Genomic DNA, 18,621 nt, shown 5'->3' with positions numbered 1-18,621 from the left:
CAAGACCAAAGTAGAGCGCAAACCGCACGTCTTTGGTTCGTGAGAGTCACCAATCCTGATGACCAGTGATATTTGATGACCAGTAATGCGTGATGAACAACGCCAGGCCACCCACGCAAAAGGCCCGCCGCAGCGAGCCTTTCGTGACTGCCTGAGCAGCGCGCATACGCGCGACGTCAGGTGTTCGGGTCTTCAGTCCGGATCTTCAGCAATGCTGTCGCAGCTCTCAGCACTCAGTTCTAAGATCAGAGACGCACCAGCATCTTGCCCTTGTTGCCACCCGAGAACAGCTTGAGGAAGGCATCCGGCGTCTGCTCGAGCCCTTCTTCCACCGTCTCTTCGTAGTCGATATCGCCCTTGGCGACCTGCGGCCCTACCTCTTCGAGGAAGCGGCTGTAGTTCTGCCAGTGATCGAAGACGATGAATCCCTGCATGCGCGCGCGTCGGATCAGGATCATCGAAATGTTCGAGGGGCCAGGTGCCGCCTCGGTATCGTTGTAGCTGGAGATCATGCCGCAGACGGCGATGCGTGCGCCGACATTCAGGTTGTTCAGCGCCGCCACCAGGCAATCACCGCCGACATTCTCGTAGTAGACATCAAAGCCATCCGGGCAGGCTTCCTTGAGCGCCTTCGTCAGCTGCTCGGCGTCCTTGCCCTTGTAGCTGACCGCCTTGACGCCCCGCGCTTCCAGCCAATCGAGCTTTTCCTGGCTGCCGGCGATGCCGACGACAGTGCCGCCCTTGGCCTTGGCCAGCTGCACGGCAAGCGAGCCGACCGCGCCGGAGGCCGCGCTGACCAGCACGTTATCGCCCTCTTTCATCTCGGCGATGATGTTGAGGCCGGTCCAGGCGGTCATGCCCGGCATGCCCAGCACGCCCAGGTAGGCCTGCTCCGGCACCTCGATGCTTGGCAACGGTTCGACCTGGTCACCCGACAGCTGTGCGATGTCACGCCAGCCACCCATGTGACGTACCTTGTCGCCGCTCTTGAAGCGAGAGTCACGTGACTCGATCACTTCACCGACGGCTGCGCCCTGCAGCGGCTCATTGAGCTCGAAGGGGTCGATATAGGTCTTCACGCCGCTCATGCGGCCACGCATGTAGGGATCGACGGACAGCCAGCTGTTGCGAATGCGCACCTCGCCTTCGCCGAGCTCGCTCAGCTCTTCCTCACGCAACTGGAACAGATCGCGTTCCGGGGTGCCTTTCGGATAGTCGGTGATCGTGTAATAGCGTGTCTGCATGCAATGCTCCTTGCGAATGATCTGTTCAAACGACGTGTGATCAGAATCGTCATCAAGCCGCTGGCCCATGGCCTCAACCCTGTGACGACTGGCCGCCGCAAGCGTTGCTCGGCGACGAAGTGCTCCCAGATTACGCGCGCTCCCGATATCACACCAATGACAGAAACTGAATCCCGGTATGCATGAGACTGATATCATGTGCGGTTGAAACTGCACACTTTCATCCCAGTGACTGGGCCGCCTCGCTACCGGGAACCGCTTGCCATGCATCTGGCTGAACTTGCTCGCCATGATCTCAATACGCTGGTCGCGCTGCATGCGCTGCTGGAAACCCGCAGCGTGTCGCGGGCCGCTGAGCGCCTCAACCTGAGCCAGCCTGCGGTGTCCCGCACCCTGGGCCGGCTGCGCGAGGCCTTTGATGACCCCCTGTTCGTGCGCGCGCAACGCGGTCTGCGCCCCACCGCACGCGCAGAGGCCCTCAGGCAGCCCCTCGCCCGCCTGCTGCAGGAGCTGGGCGCCCTGCTGGCACCGCCCGAGTTCTCGCCTGAAGATAGCCAGCGTCGCTTTCAGCTGGCCACCACCGATTACGGCATGCACGCCTTCGTGGCGCCCCAGATCGCCCCGCTGCACGAGCAGGCGCCCGGCATCCGTCTGGATATCCAGGCCTATGGCGGCAATGTCGAACAACAGCTGGAAGAAGGTGGGCCGGAGCTTGCGATGTGCGTGCCCACCGCCAGGGTGCCGGCCGGCGTGCATGGTCGCGAGATCGGGGATGATCAGTTCGTCTGCGTGATGCGCCAGGACCATCCGCTGGCCGCGAAGGAGTCCTTGAGCCTGGAGGACTTCCTCGCCGCCAGTCACCAACTGATCAGCATGGGCGGTGATGAGCGAGGCGCGGTGGACCTCAAGCTTGCAGAACTGGGACTGAGTCGTCAGGTCGTCATGCGCCAGCCCCACTTCCTGGCCGCCTTCAGTGTCAGCTGCCACAGCGACCTGCTGCTGTGCGTGCCGGGCTGTCTGGCCATCAGCATGCTCGATCAGCTGCCGCTGGCCCTGCGCCCGCTGCCCATCACCCTAAACCGCTTCTCCTACTGGCTGGTGTGGCACGAACGCTTGCATCATGACGCTGGCCACCGCTGGCTGCGCCAGACGCTCTCCACGGGCATTCAGGCCCGTCACCGCGAACTCTCCCAGCGCCTGCGTCAGCGGCTGGGCTCGTGACTTGATACAAGACTCATGACCTTACACCACATTCGCACTCAGCCTCGCGGCCTGAGCTTCGATATCTGAGCCTGCGAGGCTTGACCCAAAGGCCTGAACCCAATGGCTTGAACCAAAAAAAGACCGCCACCCCAAGGGGTGGCGGTCTCATTGGCAGGGAAAGCTGCCCACGCCAGTTGCCTGGCTCATTTGCGCTCGATCAGTTGCGCTCGATCTCGGCACGCTCACGCAGAGATTCCTGCAGACCCGTGACAGCAGCCTGAGCACGCAGACGCGTGGCCAGACGCGAGAGGAACTGGTCCATCTCGCCCGGCTCGGCCTCGCCGATCTCGGTCAGGGCGATCAGCGCGATGCCACCACTGAGCGACGCCTTGCCGTAGACCGGTTGGCCATCCTGCGGGTGCGCCAATGTGAAGGCCTGCTTGACCAGACTCTGCGGCAGCTGGGTGCTGGCCTGACGGCTGACGTCATCAGCCTGCTGCCAGTCGATCCCCTCGAGTGATCCACCCTGGCGCAGTGTCTCCAGACGCTTCTCGGCCAGTGCTTCGAGTGCCTTGGCGGTCTTGTCGGCCTTGGCCTCGTGCTGAACCTGCTGCTTGACCTCATCCAGCGCCAGCGTGGTGGCCGGACGCTGCTCGAGAACGCGCAGTACCAGACGACGGCTGTCATCCAGTTCGATGACGTCACTGTTGTAGCCGTCTTCCAGCACTTCGTCACCGAAGGCTGCCGCCATCACACCCGGCTCGGACAGCAGTTCGTCATCATTTTCCTGCGCGACCCAGTCGGTCTTCTTCAGCGGCAGGTCCAGATCCTCGGCGACGCCGGCCAGATCATCCGCCGCGAAGCTCTCATCTTTCAGCTGCTGCGCCTTCTCGTTGAAGGTATCGCGGGAAGCGGCCTGACGGGCTTGCGTCAGCAGCTCGTCGCGCATGTCCTCGAAGGGCGCGATGTCCAGACCGGTCACCTTGATCAGGTGCAGGCTGTCGCCGGTATCGACGATATCCGAGACCTGACCTTCATCCAGTGCGAAGGCCGCATCATCGAAGTCTTCACCGAAGATACCGCGGGTGATCACGCCAAGCTCACCGCCGTCCTCGGCCGTGGAGCTGTCTTCGGAGACTTCGGCCGCCACCTTGGCGAAGTCTTCGCCGTTGGCGAGTGCGTCACGTGCGCTCTCGAGCTTGGCACGTGCCGCTGCATCATCGTCACCCTTCTCGACCATGATGTGCGCGATTTCCCGCGGCGCATCAGCACGCTTGGCCGCATATTCGGCCTTGAGCGTGTCTTCGCTGATATCGCCACCGCTGGCCAGCTCGTTCTGGTCCAGCAGCACGTAGGCCAGCTTGACCTGTGCCGGGCGGCGGTAGTTGTCCTGGTGGCTGTCATACCAGGCCTTGAGCTCGTCTTCGCTGACCGTCACCGGCGCATCGAGGTCCGCACTGCTCAGCGTGGCATAGCGGAAGGTGCGCGTCTGACGCTGCAGCTGGCTGAGCTTCTCTTCTTCGCCCGGCAGCACGAAGGCACTGGCGGCAAAGCCGTCGGTCAACTGCTGGCGCAGGGTGTCGCTGCTCAGCTGCTGGCGGAAGGAGGTGGGAGAATAGCCGGCGCTGGCCAGACGATTGCGGAACAGGTCGGCATCGAAGCGTCCCTTGTCGTCCTGGAAGTCCGGAATGCTCACGATCAGTTGATCGAGCTGCGCATCGGACATGTGCAGGCCGCCTTCCTCGGCGTATTGATCCAGCAGGCGGGAATCGATCATCTGGTTGATGATCTGATTGCGTGCTTCGCGCTCCTGTTCCGGCGCTACCTGGCCAGAACGGATGGCACGCTGGACTTCGGTTTCCACCGCCTGACGGCTGATGGTATCGCCATTGACCGTGGCCACGTCGTCACTGCTGGCAGTGAAGGCGCCAATGATCGACTCAACACCAAAGAAGGCAAAGGTGACGACAATGAAACCAACGATCGTCTTGGCCACCCAGCCATGCGACCGGTCTCGAATTCGTTGCAGCATGCAGGCCTCGAACTACAGGGATTGGAATGGCCACAAGGGCCGCGACTCAGTGACTGATGATTATACGCATGCCGCAGACAGATGCAGGTGACTTTGCACGACTGACTGACTCGCCAGGGTCATCAAACGCTTGCGCCCTGCCGACATGGCCGGGTTCAGCCACAAAAAAAGCGCATCGCCAGGCGATGCGCTTCGATGTTCTGGTGCCGGTTCGGCAGTCATCAGACCACTCCCGAACCGGTACCGCGCCACCGGGTGCCTGCGAAGCAGGCAGACCTCAGTTGACGGCGTCTTTCAGTGCCTTGCCAGCCTTGAAGCTCGGCACCTTGGCAGCACTGATCTCGATCGGAGCGCCAGTCTGCGGGTTACGGCCAGTACGTGCAGCACGTTCCTTGACAATAAAGGTGCCGAACCCGACCAGTGCCACGGTCTCACCCTTCTTCAGGCTATCAGTGACGGTGTCGACCATCGCATCGAGTGCACGGCTAGCTGCTGCTTTCGGAATATCGGCAGATGCAGCAATGGCTTCGATCAGCTCGGATTTATTCACTCTTCACCCCTTGAATTTGCAAAAATTACCAGAAATCAGCGCGAAAATTACGGGTGCTAAACGCGATCGCGACGAAGCGGAGTTTATAGCAACGCCCTCAAACGACTGTCAAGCAACCTCACGCGCAAAACCGCACCACGCCGCCGTTTCGACAGCGGCATGGCCAAAAAAATCCCGTCAATGTGTACTGATCATTGTCTGACGACCACTGGCATCGTCTGAACGAGAATCGTCCTTCTCAGCAGTAGACTTTTCTGCTAGAGCCACCTCAAGCACTTCGTCGATCCAGCGCACCGGCCGAATATCGAGTGCATCCTTGATGGTGTCCGGAACCTCCTTGAGGTCACGGCGATTTTCCTCGGGAATCAGCACAAGCTTTATACCACCGCGTCGCGCCGCCAGCAATTTCTCCTTGAGGCCACCGATCGGCATGACTTCGCCGCGCAGGTTGACCTCACCGGTCATTGCCACGTCACAGCGCACGGGGCGTCCACAGTAAGCGGATACCATCGCGGTGACCATGGCAGCGCCCGCACTGGGGCCGTCCTTGGGCGTGGCGCCTTCCGGCACGTGGATGTGCAGGTCTTCCTTCTCGAAGCGCTCAGCCTCGATACCGAAGGCCTCGGCACGCGCACGCACCACGGTGTGGGCCGCACTCACCGACTCCTTCATGACGTCGCCCAGTGACCCGGTCTTGCTGACACGGCCCTTGCCCGGCGTGACGACAGATTCGATGGTAAGCAGCTCACCACCGACGGAGGTCCAGGCCAGGCCAGTGACACGGCCGATCTGGTCCTCGGCATCGGCAAGGCCGAAGCTGTACTTGCGCACACCCGCGTAGCGCTCGACCTGCTCGGCCTCAAGATGCATGGAGGACAGTGCACCCTCCTTTGCCTCGGCGACCACACGCTCACGCACGATCTTGCGGCAGACCTTGGCGAGCTGGCGCTCAAGTTCACGCACACCGGCTTCACGCGAGTAGTAACGGATCAGCTCGAGCACGGAGGCTTCGCTGAAGGTCAGCTCGCCCGGCTTCAGACCATTGGCCTTGAGCTGCTTGGGCGCCAGGTAGCGCATGGCGATGGCCAGCTTCTCGTCTTCGGTGTAACCCGGCAGACGGATGATTTCCATGCGGTCGCGCAGCGGGCCCGGAATGTTCATCGAGTTGGACGTACAGATGAACAGGGTCTCGGACAGATCGTAATCAAGCTCGAGGTAGTGATCGGCGAACTTGTCGTTCTGCTCCGGGTCAAGCACCTCAAGCAGCGCCGAGGCCGGATCACCGCGGTGGTCCATGCCCAGCTTGTCGATCTCGTCTAGCAGCACCAGCGGATTCTTCACGCCTGTCTTGGCCATGCGCTGGATGATCTTGCCCGGCAGCGCCCCGATATAGGTGCGACGGTGACCGCGGATCTCGGACTCATCGCGCACGCCGCCCAGCGCCATACGGGTGTACTGACGGTTGGTGGCACGTGCGATGGACTTGCCCAGCGAGGTCTTGCCGACACCCGGCGGACCGACCAGACACAGCACCGGCCCCTTGAGCTTCTTGACGCGCTTCTGCACGGCGAGATACTCGAGGATACGTTCCTTGACCTCATCCAGACCGTAGTGGTCCTCGTCCAGCACCTTGGCGGCGTGGTCGATGTCATGACGCACACGCGTGCGCTTCTTCCACGGCACGTCGCACAGCCAATCCAGGTAAGTGCGCACCACGGTCGCCTCGGCGGAAGTCGGCCCCATCATCTTGAGCTTGTTGAGCTCCTGAGTGGCCTTCTCCTCTGCCTCCTTCGGCATGCCGGCGTCCTTGATGCGACGCTCGTACTGCTCGACCTCGTTGGGCACGTCATCCAGCTCACCCATTTCCTTCTGGATAGCCTTCATCTGCTCATTGAGGTAGTACTCGCGCTGCGACTTCTCCATCTGCTCCTTGACGCGGGTACGAATGCGCTTCTCGACCTGCAACAGGTCGATCTCCGCTTCGATCAGCGTCATCAGGTGCTCGATGCGGTCACGCACCTTGTCCATCTCGAGCAGCGCCTGCTTGTCGTTGATGCCCAGCGACAGATGCGCACTGATGGTGTCCACCAGACGGCTCGGGTCTTCAATGCCCTGCAGGCTGCCCAGCACTTCATTTGGCACCTTCTTGGAGAGCTTCACATACTGCTCGAACTGGTTGAGCAGCACGCGCACCAGGGTTTCCTGCTCCCGCTCGGACAGCGGCTGGCTGTCACGCAGGGCGACGTCGGCGATGCTGTGGCCGTCGTCGTGCAGGCGAATCGCCTGGATATCGGCGCGCGAACTGCCCTCGATCAGCACCTTGACGGTGCCATCAGGGAGTTTGAGCAGCTGCATGATGTCGGCAACGGTGCCGATGGCGAACAGGTCTTCCGCCGTCGGGTCGTCCTGGCTGGCTTCACGCTGCGCCGCAAGCAGGATCTTCTTGTCGCCTTCCATGGCCACTTCGAGGGCCTGGATCGACTTTTCCCGGCCGACGAACAGCGGAATCACCATCTGGGGATAGACCACCACATCCCGCAGCGGCAGCAGCGGAAGTGTCAGGGTCTGATCTTCGTTCTGCTCCATGGCAGACGTTCCTCGGTATTCTGTGGGTGGGCCGCCTCACACGGCACTTTGATACTGAGACCATGGGGGCAAGGTCATGATTTTGCAATGATCCCGACACGCCTGGCGGTAACTCAACGCTGAATGAAGCCGTGCGTGACCCGCGAATGCATCACAGTAAGGATGGCTTGCGAGCGCAAACGCAACGGGGGGCCTTGCGGCCCCCCGTTGGTGCGACTCAGGCCCGGACGTTTCAGCCGTCCTTGCCGGCCACCTTGCCCTGACTCTCTTCGTTCTTGGAGTAGATCAGCAGCGGCTTGCTGTCGCCGGCAATCACCGACTCATCCACCACCACCTTGCTGACACTCTCCTCGGACGGGATGTCATACATGGTGTCGAGCAGCACGGACTCGAGGATCGAGCGCAGACCACGTGCGCCGGTACGACGCTCGATGGCCTTGCGAGCCACGGCACGCAGTGCATCTTCGCGCAGGTCCAGCTCGACATCTTCCATCTCGAACAGGCGCGAGTACTGCTTGACCAGCGAGTTCTTCGGCTCGGTCAGAATCTGCACCAGGGCATCTTCGTCAAGCTCGGTCAGTGTCGCGATGACCGGCAGGCGGCCAACGAACTCGGGAATGAGACCGAACTTGACCAGATCACCCGGCTCGACGTCTGCCAGCACGCGACCCACGGTCTTCTCGTCCTGCTTGCTCTTGACCTCGGCATTGAAGCCGATGCCACCCTTCTCGGCGCGTTCGCGGATTACCTTGTCCAGCCCGGCGAAAGCACCGCCGACGATGAACAGGATGTTGCCGGTATTCACCTGCAGGAACTCCTGCTGGGGGTGCTTGCGACCGCCCTGCGGCGGCACCGAGGCAGTGGTGCCCTCGATCAGCTTGAGCAGTGCCTGCTGCACGCCTTCACCCGAGACATCACGCGTGATGGAGGGGTTGTCGGACTTGCGCGAGATCTTGTCGATCTCATCGATGTAGACAATGCCACGCTCGGCCTTCTCGACATCGTAATCGCATTTCTGCAGCAGCTTCTGGATGATGTTCTCGACGTCCTCACCGACATAGCCCGCTTCGGTCAGGGTGGTCGCATCCGCGATGGTGAACGGGACGTTCAACAGGCGCGCCAGCGTCTCGGCCAGCAGCGTCTTGCCGCTACCGGTCGGGCCGATGAGCAGGATGTTGGACTTGCCCAGCTCGACTTCATCCGCGGCCTTCTGACCGGCACGCAGACGCTTGTAGTGGTTGTACACCGCCACGGACAGCACACGCTTGGCGCGGTCCTGGCCGATCACGTAATCGTCGAGAGTGGAACGAATCTCACGCGGCGCCGGCAGGCGATCATCATCACCTTCGGCGTCGGCTTCGAGGACCTCTTCGCGAATGATGTCATTGCACAGATCGACACATTCGTCGCAGATGTAGACGGAAGGTCCCGCGATCAGCTTGCGCACTTCATTCTGGTTCTTGCCACAGAAGGAGCAGTACAGCAGTTTGCCGTTCTCGTCCTTGCCTTTGCCGTCAGCCATTCGCGTACCTCTCAATGGCGGCGACTCCCCGGGGAGCCGCCGGAAATGCATGTTTGCCGACGTCAGGTCAGCCGTTTACGCGGATCACTCCACGTCGGGACGGCGTTCCAGCACGGCATCGATCAGGCCGTACTCCACTGCCTGATTGGCCGCCATGAAGTTGTCACGGTCAGTATCATTGGCAATGGTGTCGAAGTCCTGGCCAGTGTGGTGCGCGAGAATGCGATTGAGCTTCTCACGGATGGTCAGGATTTCCTTGGTGTGAATCTCGATATCCGTGGCCTGACCCTGATAGCCGCCCAGCGGCTGGTGGATCATGACGCGGGAATTCGGCAGCGCGTAGCGCTTGCCGGCGGCACCGCCTGCCAGCAGCAAGGCACCCATGCTGGCTGCCTGGCCGATGCACACGGTGGACACGTCGGGCTTGATGAACTGCATGGTGTCGTAGATCGCCATCCCTGCAGTCACGGAGCCGCCCGGCGAGTTGATGTACAGATGGATGTCCTTGTCCGGGTTTTCAGACTCGAGGAACAACAGCTGAGCCACGACCAGATTGGCCATGTAATCCTCAACCGGACCCACAAGGAAGATCACCCGTTCCTTCAGCAGGCGGGAATAGATGTCATAGGCCCGTTCGCCGCGAGCATTCTGCTCGACAACCATCGGAACCAGACCGCCAGCATTCTTGATGTCGAAGTCGTTCATGGGGGCTTCCTTCATCCGATGACATTGATATCCATTGAGCATGCCACTTTACCCCGCCCACTGACCAGAGACCCGGCCGTAGCCGGGTCCTGGTCTAGCAAGCACTAGGGGTCAACCAAGCTTCAGGCTTGCTCGCCTTCGGCTTCAGCAGCCTCTTCTTCTGCTTCTTCCTGCTGCTGTGCAGCCTGCAGGGCTTCCTGGTAGGACATGGCAACGTCCTTAACCTGAGCCTGTGCCAGCAGCTTGTCAACGGCCTTCTCTTCAAGCAGCACGGACTTGAGCTGGTTGCGAGCCTGTTCGTTGGAACCATAGTACTCGGTGACCTGAGCCGGGTCCTGGTACTGCTGAGCCATTTCTTCAACGCGAGCATTCAGCTCTTCGTCGCTGACGTCCATCTCGTTGCTGCTGACGACTTCGCTAAGCAGCAGGCCAGTCTTGACGCGCTGGACCGCCTGGTCCTGGAACAGCTCGCCCGGCAGCTGGGAGACGTCGAAGTCTTCGCCCAGACCGAACTGCTGTGCAGCCTGACGCTTCAGACCGTCGATTTCCTGGTCGGCCAGAGCCTGCGGCACGAGGATGTCGTTGGCCTTGGTCAGTTCGGCCAGCACCTGCTGCTTGACGCGATTCTCGATCGCGTTCTTCAGCTCACGCTGCATGTTCTTCTTCACTTCCACCTTGAAGCTTTCGACATCGGCAGCTTCCAGGCCGAACTGGGCGATGAACTCTTCGTTCACTTCCGGCAGTTCCTGAGCCTTGACGGCGTGGACCTTGACCTTGAAGGTCGCTTCCTGACCGGCGAGGTGCTCGGCCTGGTAGTCAGCCGGGAAGGAAACCTTGATTTCCTTGTCGTCGCCGGCAGCAGCGCCGACCAGCTGCTCTTCGAAGCCCGGGATGAAGCTGTTGGAGCCCAGCACCAGCTCGTGGCCTTCTGCCTTGCCGCCTTCGAAGGCCTCTTCACCGAGGAAGCCTTCAAAGTCGATCTTGACCTGGTCGCCGTCAGCGGCAGCGCGCTCGACGTCGGTCCAGGAGGCGTTCTGCTTGCGCAGGGTCTCGATCATCTCTTCGACGTCGGCGTCGGTCACTTCGGCCTGCGGACGCTCGATTTCAGCGCCTTCGATCGGCTTCAGTTCGATTTCCGGGTAGATTTCCAGAGTCGCGACGAACTCCAGATCCTTGCCGGCTTCATCGACAGTCGCGTCGATTTTCGGCCAGCCAGCCGGGTTCAGTTCGTTTTCGGTGACGGCGGTCACGTAATGCTGGCGCATGATCTCGCCAACGATTTCGTTGCGCACGTCCTTGCCGTAACGCTGTTGCACCACTGCCATCGGCACGTGGCCCTTGCGGAAGCCGTTCAGACGAACGGTCTTGGCGGTTTCCAGAAGACGGGCGTTGACGGCCTGGTCGACTTCAGAAGCCGGCACCGTGATGGTGACCGTGCGCTCGATCGGAGAAGTCGTTGCGACAGAAGCTTGCATGAAAGTTCCTCTACCCACTGGTGGCGTTCGAATCATAAAGGCGAAGATTGTAGAAACCCCGCCACGCGCTGGCAAGCGCGGATATGACCCTTTCATATGGTGCCTTGGTCCAAGCTATTCAAGGACCCCGGCCATTTTCTGCTCCACCTACCCGCCAGACAGGCACCTGGAGCGCCCGGCAACCCGGAATCGTCATGCATGGAGCAGTGCGAAAAAACCAAAAAAAAGGAGGAGAAAGCCATTGGCCTTCTCCCCCTTTTGCGGCATGCCGCCCGCCCAAGTGGGCCAGGCAGCATCCTGATATTCATCGAGACGTGGGGTGGATGATGGGGTTCGAACCCACGACCACCGGAGTCACAATCCGGGGCTCTACCACTGAGCTACACCCACCACTTCTGGAGGTTGGACAGAAAGCCTGCCGTCTCCATCTCGTTGATACTGCTCAAGCTGACATGCAATGGGGTGGATGATGGGGTTCGAACCCACGACCACCGGAGTCACAATCCGGGGCTCTACCACTGAGCTACACCCACCATTGCATGAACATCTTCACATCGTCTGGTCGCAGTCATCAGGCTCAATGAAGAGCATTCCGACATCCACTTCGATGACAAACGTCATCTCGATGGCACGCCCAGCAGGACTCGAACCTGCAACCTACGGCTTAGAAGGCCGTTGCTCTATCCGGTTGAGCTATAGGCGCAGAAACTAATGCTGCGAGTCAACCTCCGGACAAAGCCCTGAATACTGTTTCAGAAGACCGAAGCCTAGCGATACGTTGTATTCAAGTGGTCGGGATAGAGGGATTCGAACCCCCGACATCCTGCTCCCAAAGCAGGCGCGCTACCAGACTGCGCTATATCCCGAAACCGTCTTCAACCGACCGTCGAACCCCGTCGATGCGAGGCGTATTCTACCGAACTTTCGTCTGCGGTCAAGCCCTTACGTGAATTCTTTCCAAAAGAATCGTTTGCCCCTCGCGCTGTCATGCCAATGTCATGTCGCGGGCTTTCATCCCTGCAGCCTCCAACATCTCTCCTTGCTGATACAAGACGCCTTACCTGTCATCGCTTCTGCCACTGACGCAGTGATGACTTGCGACGGCTGAGCGCCGCCGGTGGACTGACTATCGTCCCTACGCCTTCTGCCCCTCTGCCATTCACCCTCTCCCATCTGCCCCACCCTTCTCCTTACCCCGCTCTCTGCTTCACCCTTTGTCTCTCCCTTTGCTTCTACCTCTGCGTCGACCTTTACCTTTACCTTTCCTTGCGCCTCTACAGATGGAGCGTCAAGGCGACAATCGCATGGCATGACCCCACTCTTGCCTGCCTCCTGGAGCCGTCTTCTGCATTGTCGGGCGCCTGCGAAAGACCTGACACCCATGACAGCTTTCGACCAAGGTCGTCATTCGGCGTTGACTGGAGGGCAAGGCATGCGAAAATTGGCCATCGTTGTCCCTCCTGCATTTATCGCCCACGAGAAGGAATGATCGCTGATGTCAGCACAACTGATAGATGGCAAGGCCATTGCCGAACGCGTACGCCAACAGGTAGGCCGTCAGGTCGATGCGCGTCGTGATGCCGGTGAACGTATTCCGGGGCTTGCCGTCGTGCTGGTCGGTGAAGACGCGGCGTCCGAGGTCTATGTCCGCAACAAGCACCTCGCCTGCGAGAAGGCTGGCATTCTCTCCACCCAGCACCGCCTGTCCGCTGACACCACGCAGCAGGAACTGGAAGCCCTGGTCGACCAGCTGAATGATGACACCAGCATCGACGGCATCCTGGTGCAGCTGCCGCTGCCGGCGCACCTCGACTCACGCCCGATTCTCGAGCGCATTCGTACCGACAAGGACGTGGACGGCTTCCACCCCTACAACCTCGGTCGTCTGGCGCAGCGCCTGCCGGTAATGCGCCCCTGCACCCCCAAGGGCATCATGACGCTGCTGTCCGAGAGCGGCCTGCAGGTGCGCGGCATGGACGCCACCATCGTGGGCGCCTCCAACATCGTCGGTCGCCCGATGTCACTGGAGCTGATGCTGGCCGGCTGCACCACCACCGTCTGCCACCGCTTCACCAAGGACCTGGAGAGCAAGGTCCGCCAGGCAGACCTCGTCGTGGTCGGCGTCGGCAAGCCGGGCCTGGTCAAGGGTGAGTGGATCAAGGAAGGCGCCATCGTCATCGATGTGGGCATCAACCGCCTCGACAACGGCTCGCTGGTCGGTGACGTGGAGTTCGCCCCGGCGGCGGAGCGCGCAGGCTGGATCACGCCGGTACCGGGCGGCGTCGGCCCGATGACCGTTGCCTCGCTGCTGGAGAACACCCTGTTCGCCGCCGAGCTGCACGATGCCCAGCTGGCCGGCAAGTAAGCACGCACCCTCTCGCTGACACCTCCCCTGGCCGCGGGGCATCGCATGACAGGATGCCCCGCAGGCCCTGCTTCAGGATTTCACCATGTCCCTCAAGACACTTGGCATCATCGGCGCCATGGCCGAGGAAGTCGCCATCCTCGCCGAGCTGCTGGAAGACAGCACCACGACTCAACATGCCGGCTCCACCTTCCACGTCGGCCAGCTGCACGGCCTCAAGATCGTGCTGCTGCAGTCCGGCATCGGCAAGGTCAACGCCGCCGTGGGCGCCTGCCAGCTGATCGAACGCTACCAGCCGGACGCCATCATCAACACCGGTTCCGCCGGGGGCTTCGCCTCTGATCTGGAGATCGGCGACGTGGTCATCTCCAGCGAAGTGCGTCACCACGACGTCGATGCCGTGGTATTCGGCTACGAATATGGCCAGGTGCCGCAGATGCCGGCCGCCTACCCGTCAGACCCGGCACTGGTGAAGATCGCGCGTGAGTGCGTCGAAGCCCAGGGCGAGATCAAGGCGCGTGAAGGCCTGATCTGCACCGGCGACATCTTCATGGCTGACCCGGAGCTGGTCGCGCTGACTCGCTCACGCTTCCCGGACATGCTGGCCGCCGAGATGGAAGCCGCCGCCATCGCCCAGACCTGCTTCGTCTATGAGATGCCGTTCGTGGTCATCCGTGCGCTGTCTGACATCGCCGGCAAGGACAACAACAGCCAATCCTTCGAGGAATTCCTGCACGTCGCCGCACGTCAGTCCTCGCGCATGGTCGAGGCCATGGTCAAGCGCCTCGCCAGCTGATCAGCCGCTGCCTGAGAGCGATCCCCGCCCGACTGGCCAAAAAAAACCGCCGCCCCTCTCGGGACGGCGGTTTTTTTCGCAGTGACAATGCGTCATGCCAACCGCATCAGCCTTCCAGCACCCAGGTCGTCCCCTCGCGGGAATCCTTGAGGATGATGCCCTGAGCGGCCAGCTCGTCACGAATACGGTCAGCACCCGCGAAATCCTTGGCCTTCTTGGCGGCAGCACGCGCCTCGATCTGCGCCTGGATCTCGTCTTCCGACAACGCCAATGCGGCAGTATCGCCCTTGAGGAAGATCGCCGGGTCCTGGCCGAACAGCCCCAGCAGGCCGCCCAGCGCGGTCAGCTCGTAGGCCAGCGCCGGCGCCTGCTGCGGCGCCTCCTTCTTGGCACGGTTCAGCTCGCGAGCCAACTCGAACAACACCGACAGCGCACCGGCCGTATTGAAGTCGTCATCCATGGCAGCCACGAAGCGTGCCCGCCAGTCGCCTGACACCTCGCCTTGTTCGGGCGTGACATTCTCCAGCGCATTGTAGAAGCGCTCCAGCGAACGACGCGCCTCATCCAGCGAGTTGGCTTCATAGCTGATCGCACTACGGTAGTGGCTGGCCACCAGCAGATAACGCACCACTTCCGGGTTGTGCTGCTCCAGCACATCACGAATCGTGAAGAAGTTGCCCAGCGACTTGGACATCTTGTCCTGCCCGACACGCACCGCGCCGGCGTGCATCCACACATTGGCATACTGCTGGCCAGTGGCGGCTTCGGACTGGGCGATCTCGTTCTCGTGATGCGGGAAGGTCAGGTCCGGCCCGCCGCCGTGGATATCGAAGGTGTTGCCCAGGCAGCAGGTCGACATCGCGGAGCACTCGATATGCCAGCCCGGACGCCCCGCGCCCCAGGGGGATGGCCAACTGGCCTCGCCCGGCTTGGCGGCCTTCCACAGCACGAAATCGAGCGGGTCTTCCTTGGCCTCTTCCACTTCCACGCGCGCGCCGGACTGCATGTCATCGAGCTGACGGTTGTTGAGCTTGCCGTAGCCCTCGAAACGACGCACACGGTAGTAGACATCACCGTTGCTGGCCGCGTAGGCAAAGCCCTTGTCGATCAGCGTCTCGGTCATCGCGATGATATCGCCGATGTGCGCGGTCGCCCGTGGCTCGCGATCAGGACGCAGGATCCCCAGACGCCCCTCGTCTTCGTGCATCGCCTGGATCATGCGCTCGGTCAGCGCCTCGAAGGCTTCGCCATTCTCGTCGGCACGCTTGAGGATCTTGTCGTCGATATCGGTGATGTTGCGCACATAGGTGACGTCATAGCCACGCGCACGCAGGTAACGCGTGATGATGTCGAAGGCCACCATCACACGCGCATGGCCGATGTGACAGAGGTCATAGACCGTCACGCCACAGACGTACATGCGCACCTTGTTGCCTTCCAATGGCACGAAGGGTGCCTTGGTCCGGCTCAGGGTACTGTAGATGGACAGTGTGCTCGCGGCATCTTCGAGTGAAATCATTCAGTCATCGCCCTTGGCTACTTTGCTGACAGTGCGCTGTCAGCCTTGCGAAATGGAGCGGCCCGCAGGCCGGTCATGCAGCTTCGTCATCGAAGGTACAGGATCAGCCTGCGGGCCGTGAAGCGGGTCAAAAGTCATGCCAGCAGACCTCCCTCAGGAGGCCTGGCTGCCATCAACCCTTCTTCTGGGCCTTGGCCCAACCGTCCTTCAGGCTGACGGTACGGTTGAAGACCAGCGCGCCATCGACGCAGTCATGGCGGTCGGCGACGAAGTAGCCGATACGCTCGAACTGGTAACGCGTTTCCGGCGCGGCATTGCGCAGGCTCGGCTCACCGAAGCCCTTGACGATGCTCAGCGAGTCCGGATTGAGGTGCTCAAGGAAGTCGACATCCTTGTCACGGTCCGGCTCGGCTTCCAGGAACAGGTTCTCGTACTGACGCACCTCGACCGGCACCGCGTGCTCGGCGCTGACCCAGTGGATGACACCCTTGACCTTGCGGCCTTCCGGGTTCTTGCCGAGGGTATCGAGGTCGACACTGCAACGCAGCTCGACGATCTCGCCGGCCTCATCCTTGATCACTTCATCACAGCGGATGACGTAACCATTGCGCAGACGCACTTCCTTCTCGGGCGCGAGACGGAAGAACTTCTTCGGCGCATCTTCCATGAAGTCATCGGCGTCGATCCACAGCTCACGGGTCAGCGGAATCTGGCGCGTGCCCATGTCGTCACGTGCCGGATGGCCGGGCACCTCGAAGACTTCCTCGTGACCTTCCGGCAGGTTGGTCAGCACCACCTTGAGCGGATTGAGCACGCACATGGCCCGCAGCGCGTTGTCTTCCAGGTCAGAACGGATGGCGTGGTGCAGCATGCCGATCTCGACCATGCCGCCATCCGCGCGGCTCACGCCGATCATGTCGCAGAACTTGCGGATGGAAGCGGCCGTGTAGCCACGACGACGCATGCCCGAGATGGTCGGCATGCGCGGGTCATCCCAGCCATCGACGACGCCTTCGTCCACCAGCAGCTTCAGCTTGCGCTTGGAGGTGACGGTGTAATCCAGGTTCAGACGCGCGAACTCGATCTGACGCGGCGTGACCGGTACCGGCAGGTTGGCCAGGAACCACTCATACAGCGGACGATGGTCCTCGAATTCCAGCGTACAGATGGAATGCGTCACGCCTTCCAGCGCATCGGACTGACCATGCGTGAAATCGTAGGACGGGTAGATCTTCCACTTGTCGCCGGTCTGGTGATGGCTGGCATGGCGGATACGATAGAGAATCGGATCACGCAGATTGATGTTGGGCGCCGCCATGTCGATGCGGGCACGCAGCACCTTCTCGCTCTCGCCGAATTCGCCCTTCTTCATGCGCTCGAGCAGATCGAGGTTTTCCTCGGGGCTACGCTCACGGTAAGGGCTCGGGCGACCCGGCTCCTTCAGCGTGCCACGATATTCACGAATCTCGTCCGGCGACAGGTCATCGACATAGGCCTTGCCTTCACGCACCAGGTGCTGGGCCCAGGCATAGAGCTGGTCGAAATAATCGGAAGCGAAGCGCACCTTGCCGGCCCACTCGAAGCCCAACCATTCGACGTCTTCCTTGATGGCGTCGATATAGGCCTGCTCTTCCTTGGCCGGGTTGGTGTCATCGAAGCGCAGGTGACAATCGCCACCGAGCTGCTGTGCCAGACCGAAGTTCAGACAGATCGACTTGGCGTGCCCGATATGCAGGAAGCCATTGGGCTCCGGCGGGAAACGCGTGACAACCTTATCGGCACGGCCGGCCTCGAGTTCTTCGCGGATCTGGTTAAGCACGAAGTTCGGGGCGCTCTGGGTCTCGGTACTCATGAAGTTTCGCTGCACCTCTGTGTGGTTCCTGGGCGTCGTATTGCGGGTCGTCATGTGGTTGAACGAACGTGCGCAAGGACAACAAGACGGATGATCGGGGCTGCATCCACGCGCCTGCCGCCCGCTCAGGCTTTCGTGTCTGGATGCAAAGCCGCTATTATAGCGCGACGCCCGCAGGCGATGCCATGAAGCCGCGCCTGCCTGACACTTGAGCAAGACAGATGACCGGGAAGCCCGAATGATCGTTCTTCACACCAACTACGGCGATATCACCCTCGAACTCAACCACGAGAAGGCCCCGAAGACCGCGGGCAACTTCGAGCAGTACGTGCGTGAAGGCCACTACAGCAATGTCCTTTTCCACCGCGTCATTCCGGGTTTCATGGTTCAGGGCGGTGGCTTTGACACCGACTTCAACCAGAAGCCGACCAATGGCGTGATCGAGAACGAAGCCGACAACGGCCTCAAGAACGACCGCGGCACCGTGGCCATGGCTCGCACCATGGACCCGCACTCCGCCAGCGCCCAGTTCTTCATCAACGTCAATGACAACGACTTCCTGAACTTCACCAGCAAGACCAGCCAGGGCTGGGGTTACTGCGTGTTCGGCAAGGTCGTCGAAGGCATGGACGTGGTCGAGAAGATCGAAGCGGTCAAGACCACCCGTCGCGACGGCCACGCCGACGTGCCGGCAGAAGACGTGATCATCACCAGCGCTGAAATCACCGAATAAGCGATTTCGCCTGATCACGCCGCAAGGCGTGCCTGCCGC

The 18,621-nt window shown here is 61.3% G+C and carries 13 protein-coding genes and 4 tRNA genes; 4 read left to right on the top strand and 13 right to left on the bottom strand.

Annotation, left to right across the window (positions count from 1 at the left end):
• Positions 1-245: 245 nt before the first annotated feature.
• Positions 246-1,244 carry an NADP-dependent oxidoreductase gene (locus tag QD280_RS11860; RefSeq protein ID WP_043331293.1) on the bottom strand — a complete coding sequence of 333 codons (999 nt, stop codon included), beginning with the start codon at positions 1,242-1,244 and terminating at the stop codon, positions 246-248.
• 264 nt (positions 1,245-1,508) lie between these two features.
• Between QD280_RS11860 and QD280_RS11855 the strand changes: the two genes are divergently transcribed.
• On the top strand, positions 1,509-2,465 hold the full coding sequence (locus tag QD280_RS11855) for a LysR family transcriptional regulator (protein ID WP_279832538.1): 957 nt from the start codon (positions 1,509-1,511) through the stop codon (positions 2,463-2,465).
• A 199-nt stretch (positions 2,466-2,664) separates the two neighbouring features.
• On the opposite strand, the gene QD280_RS11850 is transcribed toward QD280_RS11855, so the two are convergent.
• From QD280_RS11850 to QD280_RS11805, 10 genes are all read right to left on the bottom strand, one after another.
• Positions 2,665-4,479: a SurA N-terminal domain-containing protein gene (locus tag QD280_RS11850; protein ID WP_279839364.1), complete on the bottom strand. Its 1,815-nt coding sequence runs from the start codon at positions 4,477-4,479 to the stop codon at positions 2,665-2,667.
• A 277-nt stretch (positions 4,480-4,756) separates the two neighbouring features.
• A complete protein-coding gene (locus tag QD280_RS11845; RefSeq protein ID WP_043331296.1) occupies positions 4,757-5,029 on the bottom strand; it encodes an HU family DNA-binding protein in 273 nt (90 codons plus the stop codon).
• A gap of 177 nt (positions 5,030-5,206) precedes the next feature.
• The gene (gene lon, locus QD280_RS11840) at positions 5,207-7,615 is read right to left on the bottom strand and encodes an endopeptidase La (RefSeq protein ID WP_043331298.1); all 2,409 of its coding nucleotides are present in this window, start codon (positions 7,613-7,615) and stop codon (positions 5,207-5,209) included.
• A gap of 232 nt (positions 7,616-7,847) precedes the next feature.
• Positions 7,848-9,137 (bottom strand): ATP-dependent Clp protease ATP-binding subunit ClpX, encoded by a 1,290-nt coding sequence (gene clpX, locus QD280_RS11835; RefSeq protein WP_043331299.1) that lies wholly within the window; start codon positions 9,135-9,137, stop codon positions 7,848-7,850.
• An 84-nt stretch (positions 9,138-9,221) separates the two neighbouring features.
• Entirely contained in the window at positions 9,222-9,842 is a 621-nt protein-coding gene (gene clpP / locus QD280_RS11830) for an ATP-dependent Clp endopeptidase proteolytic subunit ClpP (RefSeq protein WP_043331300.1), read from the bottom strand.
• 122 nt (positions 9,843-9,964) lie between these two features.
• The gene (gene tig / locus QD280_RS11825) at positions 9,965-11,317 is read right to left on the bottom strand and encodes a trigger factor (RefSeq protein WP_043331301.1); all 1,353 of its coding nucleotides are present in this window, start codon (positions 11,315-11,317) and stop codon (positions 9,965-9,967) included.
• A 315-nt stretch (positions 11,318-11,632) separates the two neighbouring features.
• Positions 11,633-11,707 (bottom strand) — tRNA-His (locus QD280_RS11820).
• Positions 11,708-11,775: 68 nt separating this feature from the next.
• Positions 11,776-11,850, bottom strand: a tRNA-His gene (locus QD280_RS11815).
• 93 nt (positions 11,851-11,943) lie between these two features.
• Positions 11,944-12,020, bottom strand: a tRNA-Arg gene (locus QD280_RS11810).
• 86 nt (positions 12,021-12,106) lie between these two features.
• Positions 12,107-12,183 (bottom strand) — tRNA-Pro (locus tag QD280_RS11805).
• A gap of 629 nt (positions 12,184-12,812) precedes the next feature.
• Between QD280_RS11805 and folD the strand changes: the two genes are divergently transcribed.
• Both folD and mtnN read left to right on the top strand, forming a co-directional pair.
• Entirely contained in the window at positions 12,813-13,682 is an 870-nt protein-coding gene (folD, locus tag QD280_RS11800; protein ID WP_054555494.1) for a bifunctional methylenetetrahydrofolate dehydrogenase/methenyltetrahydrofolate cyclohydrolase FolD, read from the top strand.
• 85 nt (positions 13,683-13,767) lie between these two features.
• Positions 13,768-14,478, top strand: a complete 711-nt coding sequence (gene mtnN, locus QD280_RS11795) for a 5'-methylthioadenosine/S-adenosylhomocysteine nucleosidase (protein WP_043331304.1) — start codon at positions 13,768-13,770, stop codon at positions 14,476-14,478.
• Between the two features lie 106 nt (positions 14,479-14,584).
• Here the strand turns inward: mtnN and cysS are convergent, their stop codons facing one another.
• Together cysS and QD280_RS11785 are read right to left on the bottom strand one after the other, a co-directional pair.
• Positions 14,585-15,967: a cysteine--tRNA ligase gene (gene cysS / locus QD280_RS11790; RefSeq protein ID WP_279839428.1), complete on the bottom strand. Its 1,383-nt coding sequence runs from the start codon at positions 15,965-15,967 to the stop codon at positions 14,585-14,587.
• A gap of 202 nt (positions 15,968-16,169) precedes the next feature.
• Positions 16,170-17,849: a glutamine--tRNA ligase/YqeY domain fusion protein gene (locus tag QD280_RS11785; RefSeq protein ID WP_279839363.1), complete on the bottom strand. Its 1,680-nt coding sequence runs from the start codon at positions 17,847-17,849 to the stop codon at positions 16,170-16,172.
• A 238-nt stretch (positions 17,850-18,087) separates the two neighbouring features.
• Between QD280_RS11785 and QD280_RS11780 the strand changes: the two genes are divergently transcribed.
• On the top strand, positions 18,088-18,582 hold the full coding sequence (locus tag QD280_RS11780) for a peptidylprolyl isomerase (RefSeq protein ID WP_279839362.1): 495 nt from the start codon (positions 18,088-18,090) through the stop codon (positions 18,580-18,582).
• The last annotated feature ends 39 nt before the right edge of the window (positions 18,583-18,621 follow it).

This window comes from Cobetia sp. 1AS1 (genome assembly GCF_029846435.1).
Lineage (GTDB): Bacteria > Pseudomonadota > Gammaproteobacteria > Pseudomonadales > Halomonadaceae > Cobetia > Cobetia amphilecti.
The sequence above is the reverse complement of the archived record's forward strand: the minus strand, read 5'-3'. Positions and strand labels throughout refer to the sequence as shown.

Coding starts and splice junctions, on each gene's coding strand:
- clpP (WP_043331300.1), bottom strand. CDS start 9,842: ATGAACGACTTCGACATCAAGAATGCTGGCGGTCTGGTTCCGATGGTT.
- QD280_RS11855 (WP_279832538.1), top strand. CDS start 1,509: ATGCATCTGGCTGAACTTGCTCGCCATGATCTCAATACGCTGGTCGCG.
- mtnN (WP_043331304.1), top strand. CDS start 13,768: ATGTCCCTCAAGACACTTGGCATCATCGGCGCCATGGCCGAGGAAGTC.
- tig (WP_043331301.1), bottom strand. CDS start 11,317: ATGCAAGCTTCTGTCGCAACGACTTCTCCGATCGAGCGCACGGTCACC.
- QD280_RS11785 (WP_279839363.1), bottom strand. CDS start 17,849: ATGAGTACCGAGACCCAGAGCGCCCCGAACTTCGTGCTTAACCAGATC.
- lon (WP_043331298.1), bottom strand. CDS start 7,615: ATGGAGCAGAACGAAGATCAGACCCTGACACTTCCGCTGCTGCCGCTG.
- clpX (WP_043331299.1), bottom strand. CDS start 9,137: ATGGCTGACGGCAAAGGCAAGGACGAGAACGGCAAACTGCTGTACTGC.
- folD (WP_054555494.1), top strand. CDS start 12,813: ATGTCAGCACAACTGATAGATGGCAAGGCCATTGCCGAACGCGTACGC.
- QD280_RS11780 (WP_279839362.1), top strand. CDS start 18,088: ATGATCGTTCTTCACACCAACTACGGCGATATCACCCTCGAACTCAAC.
- QD280_RS11860 (WP_043331293.1), bottom strand. CDS start 1,244: ATGCAGACACGCTATTACACGATCACCGACTATCCGAAAGGCACCCCG.
- QD280_RS11850 (WP_279839364.1), bottom strand. CDS start 4,479: ATGCTGCAACGAATTCGAGACCGGTCGCATGGCTGGGTGGCCAAGACG.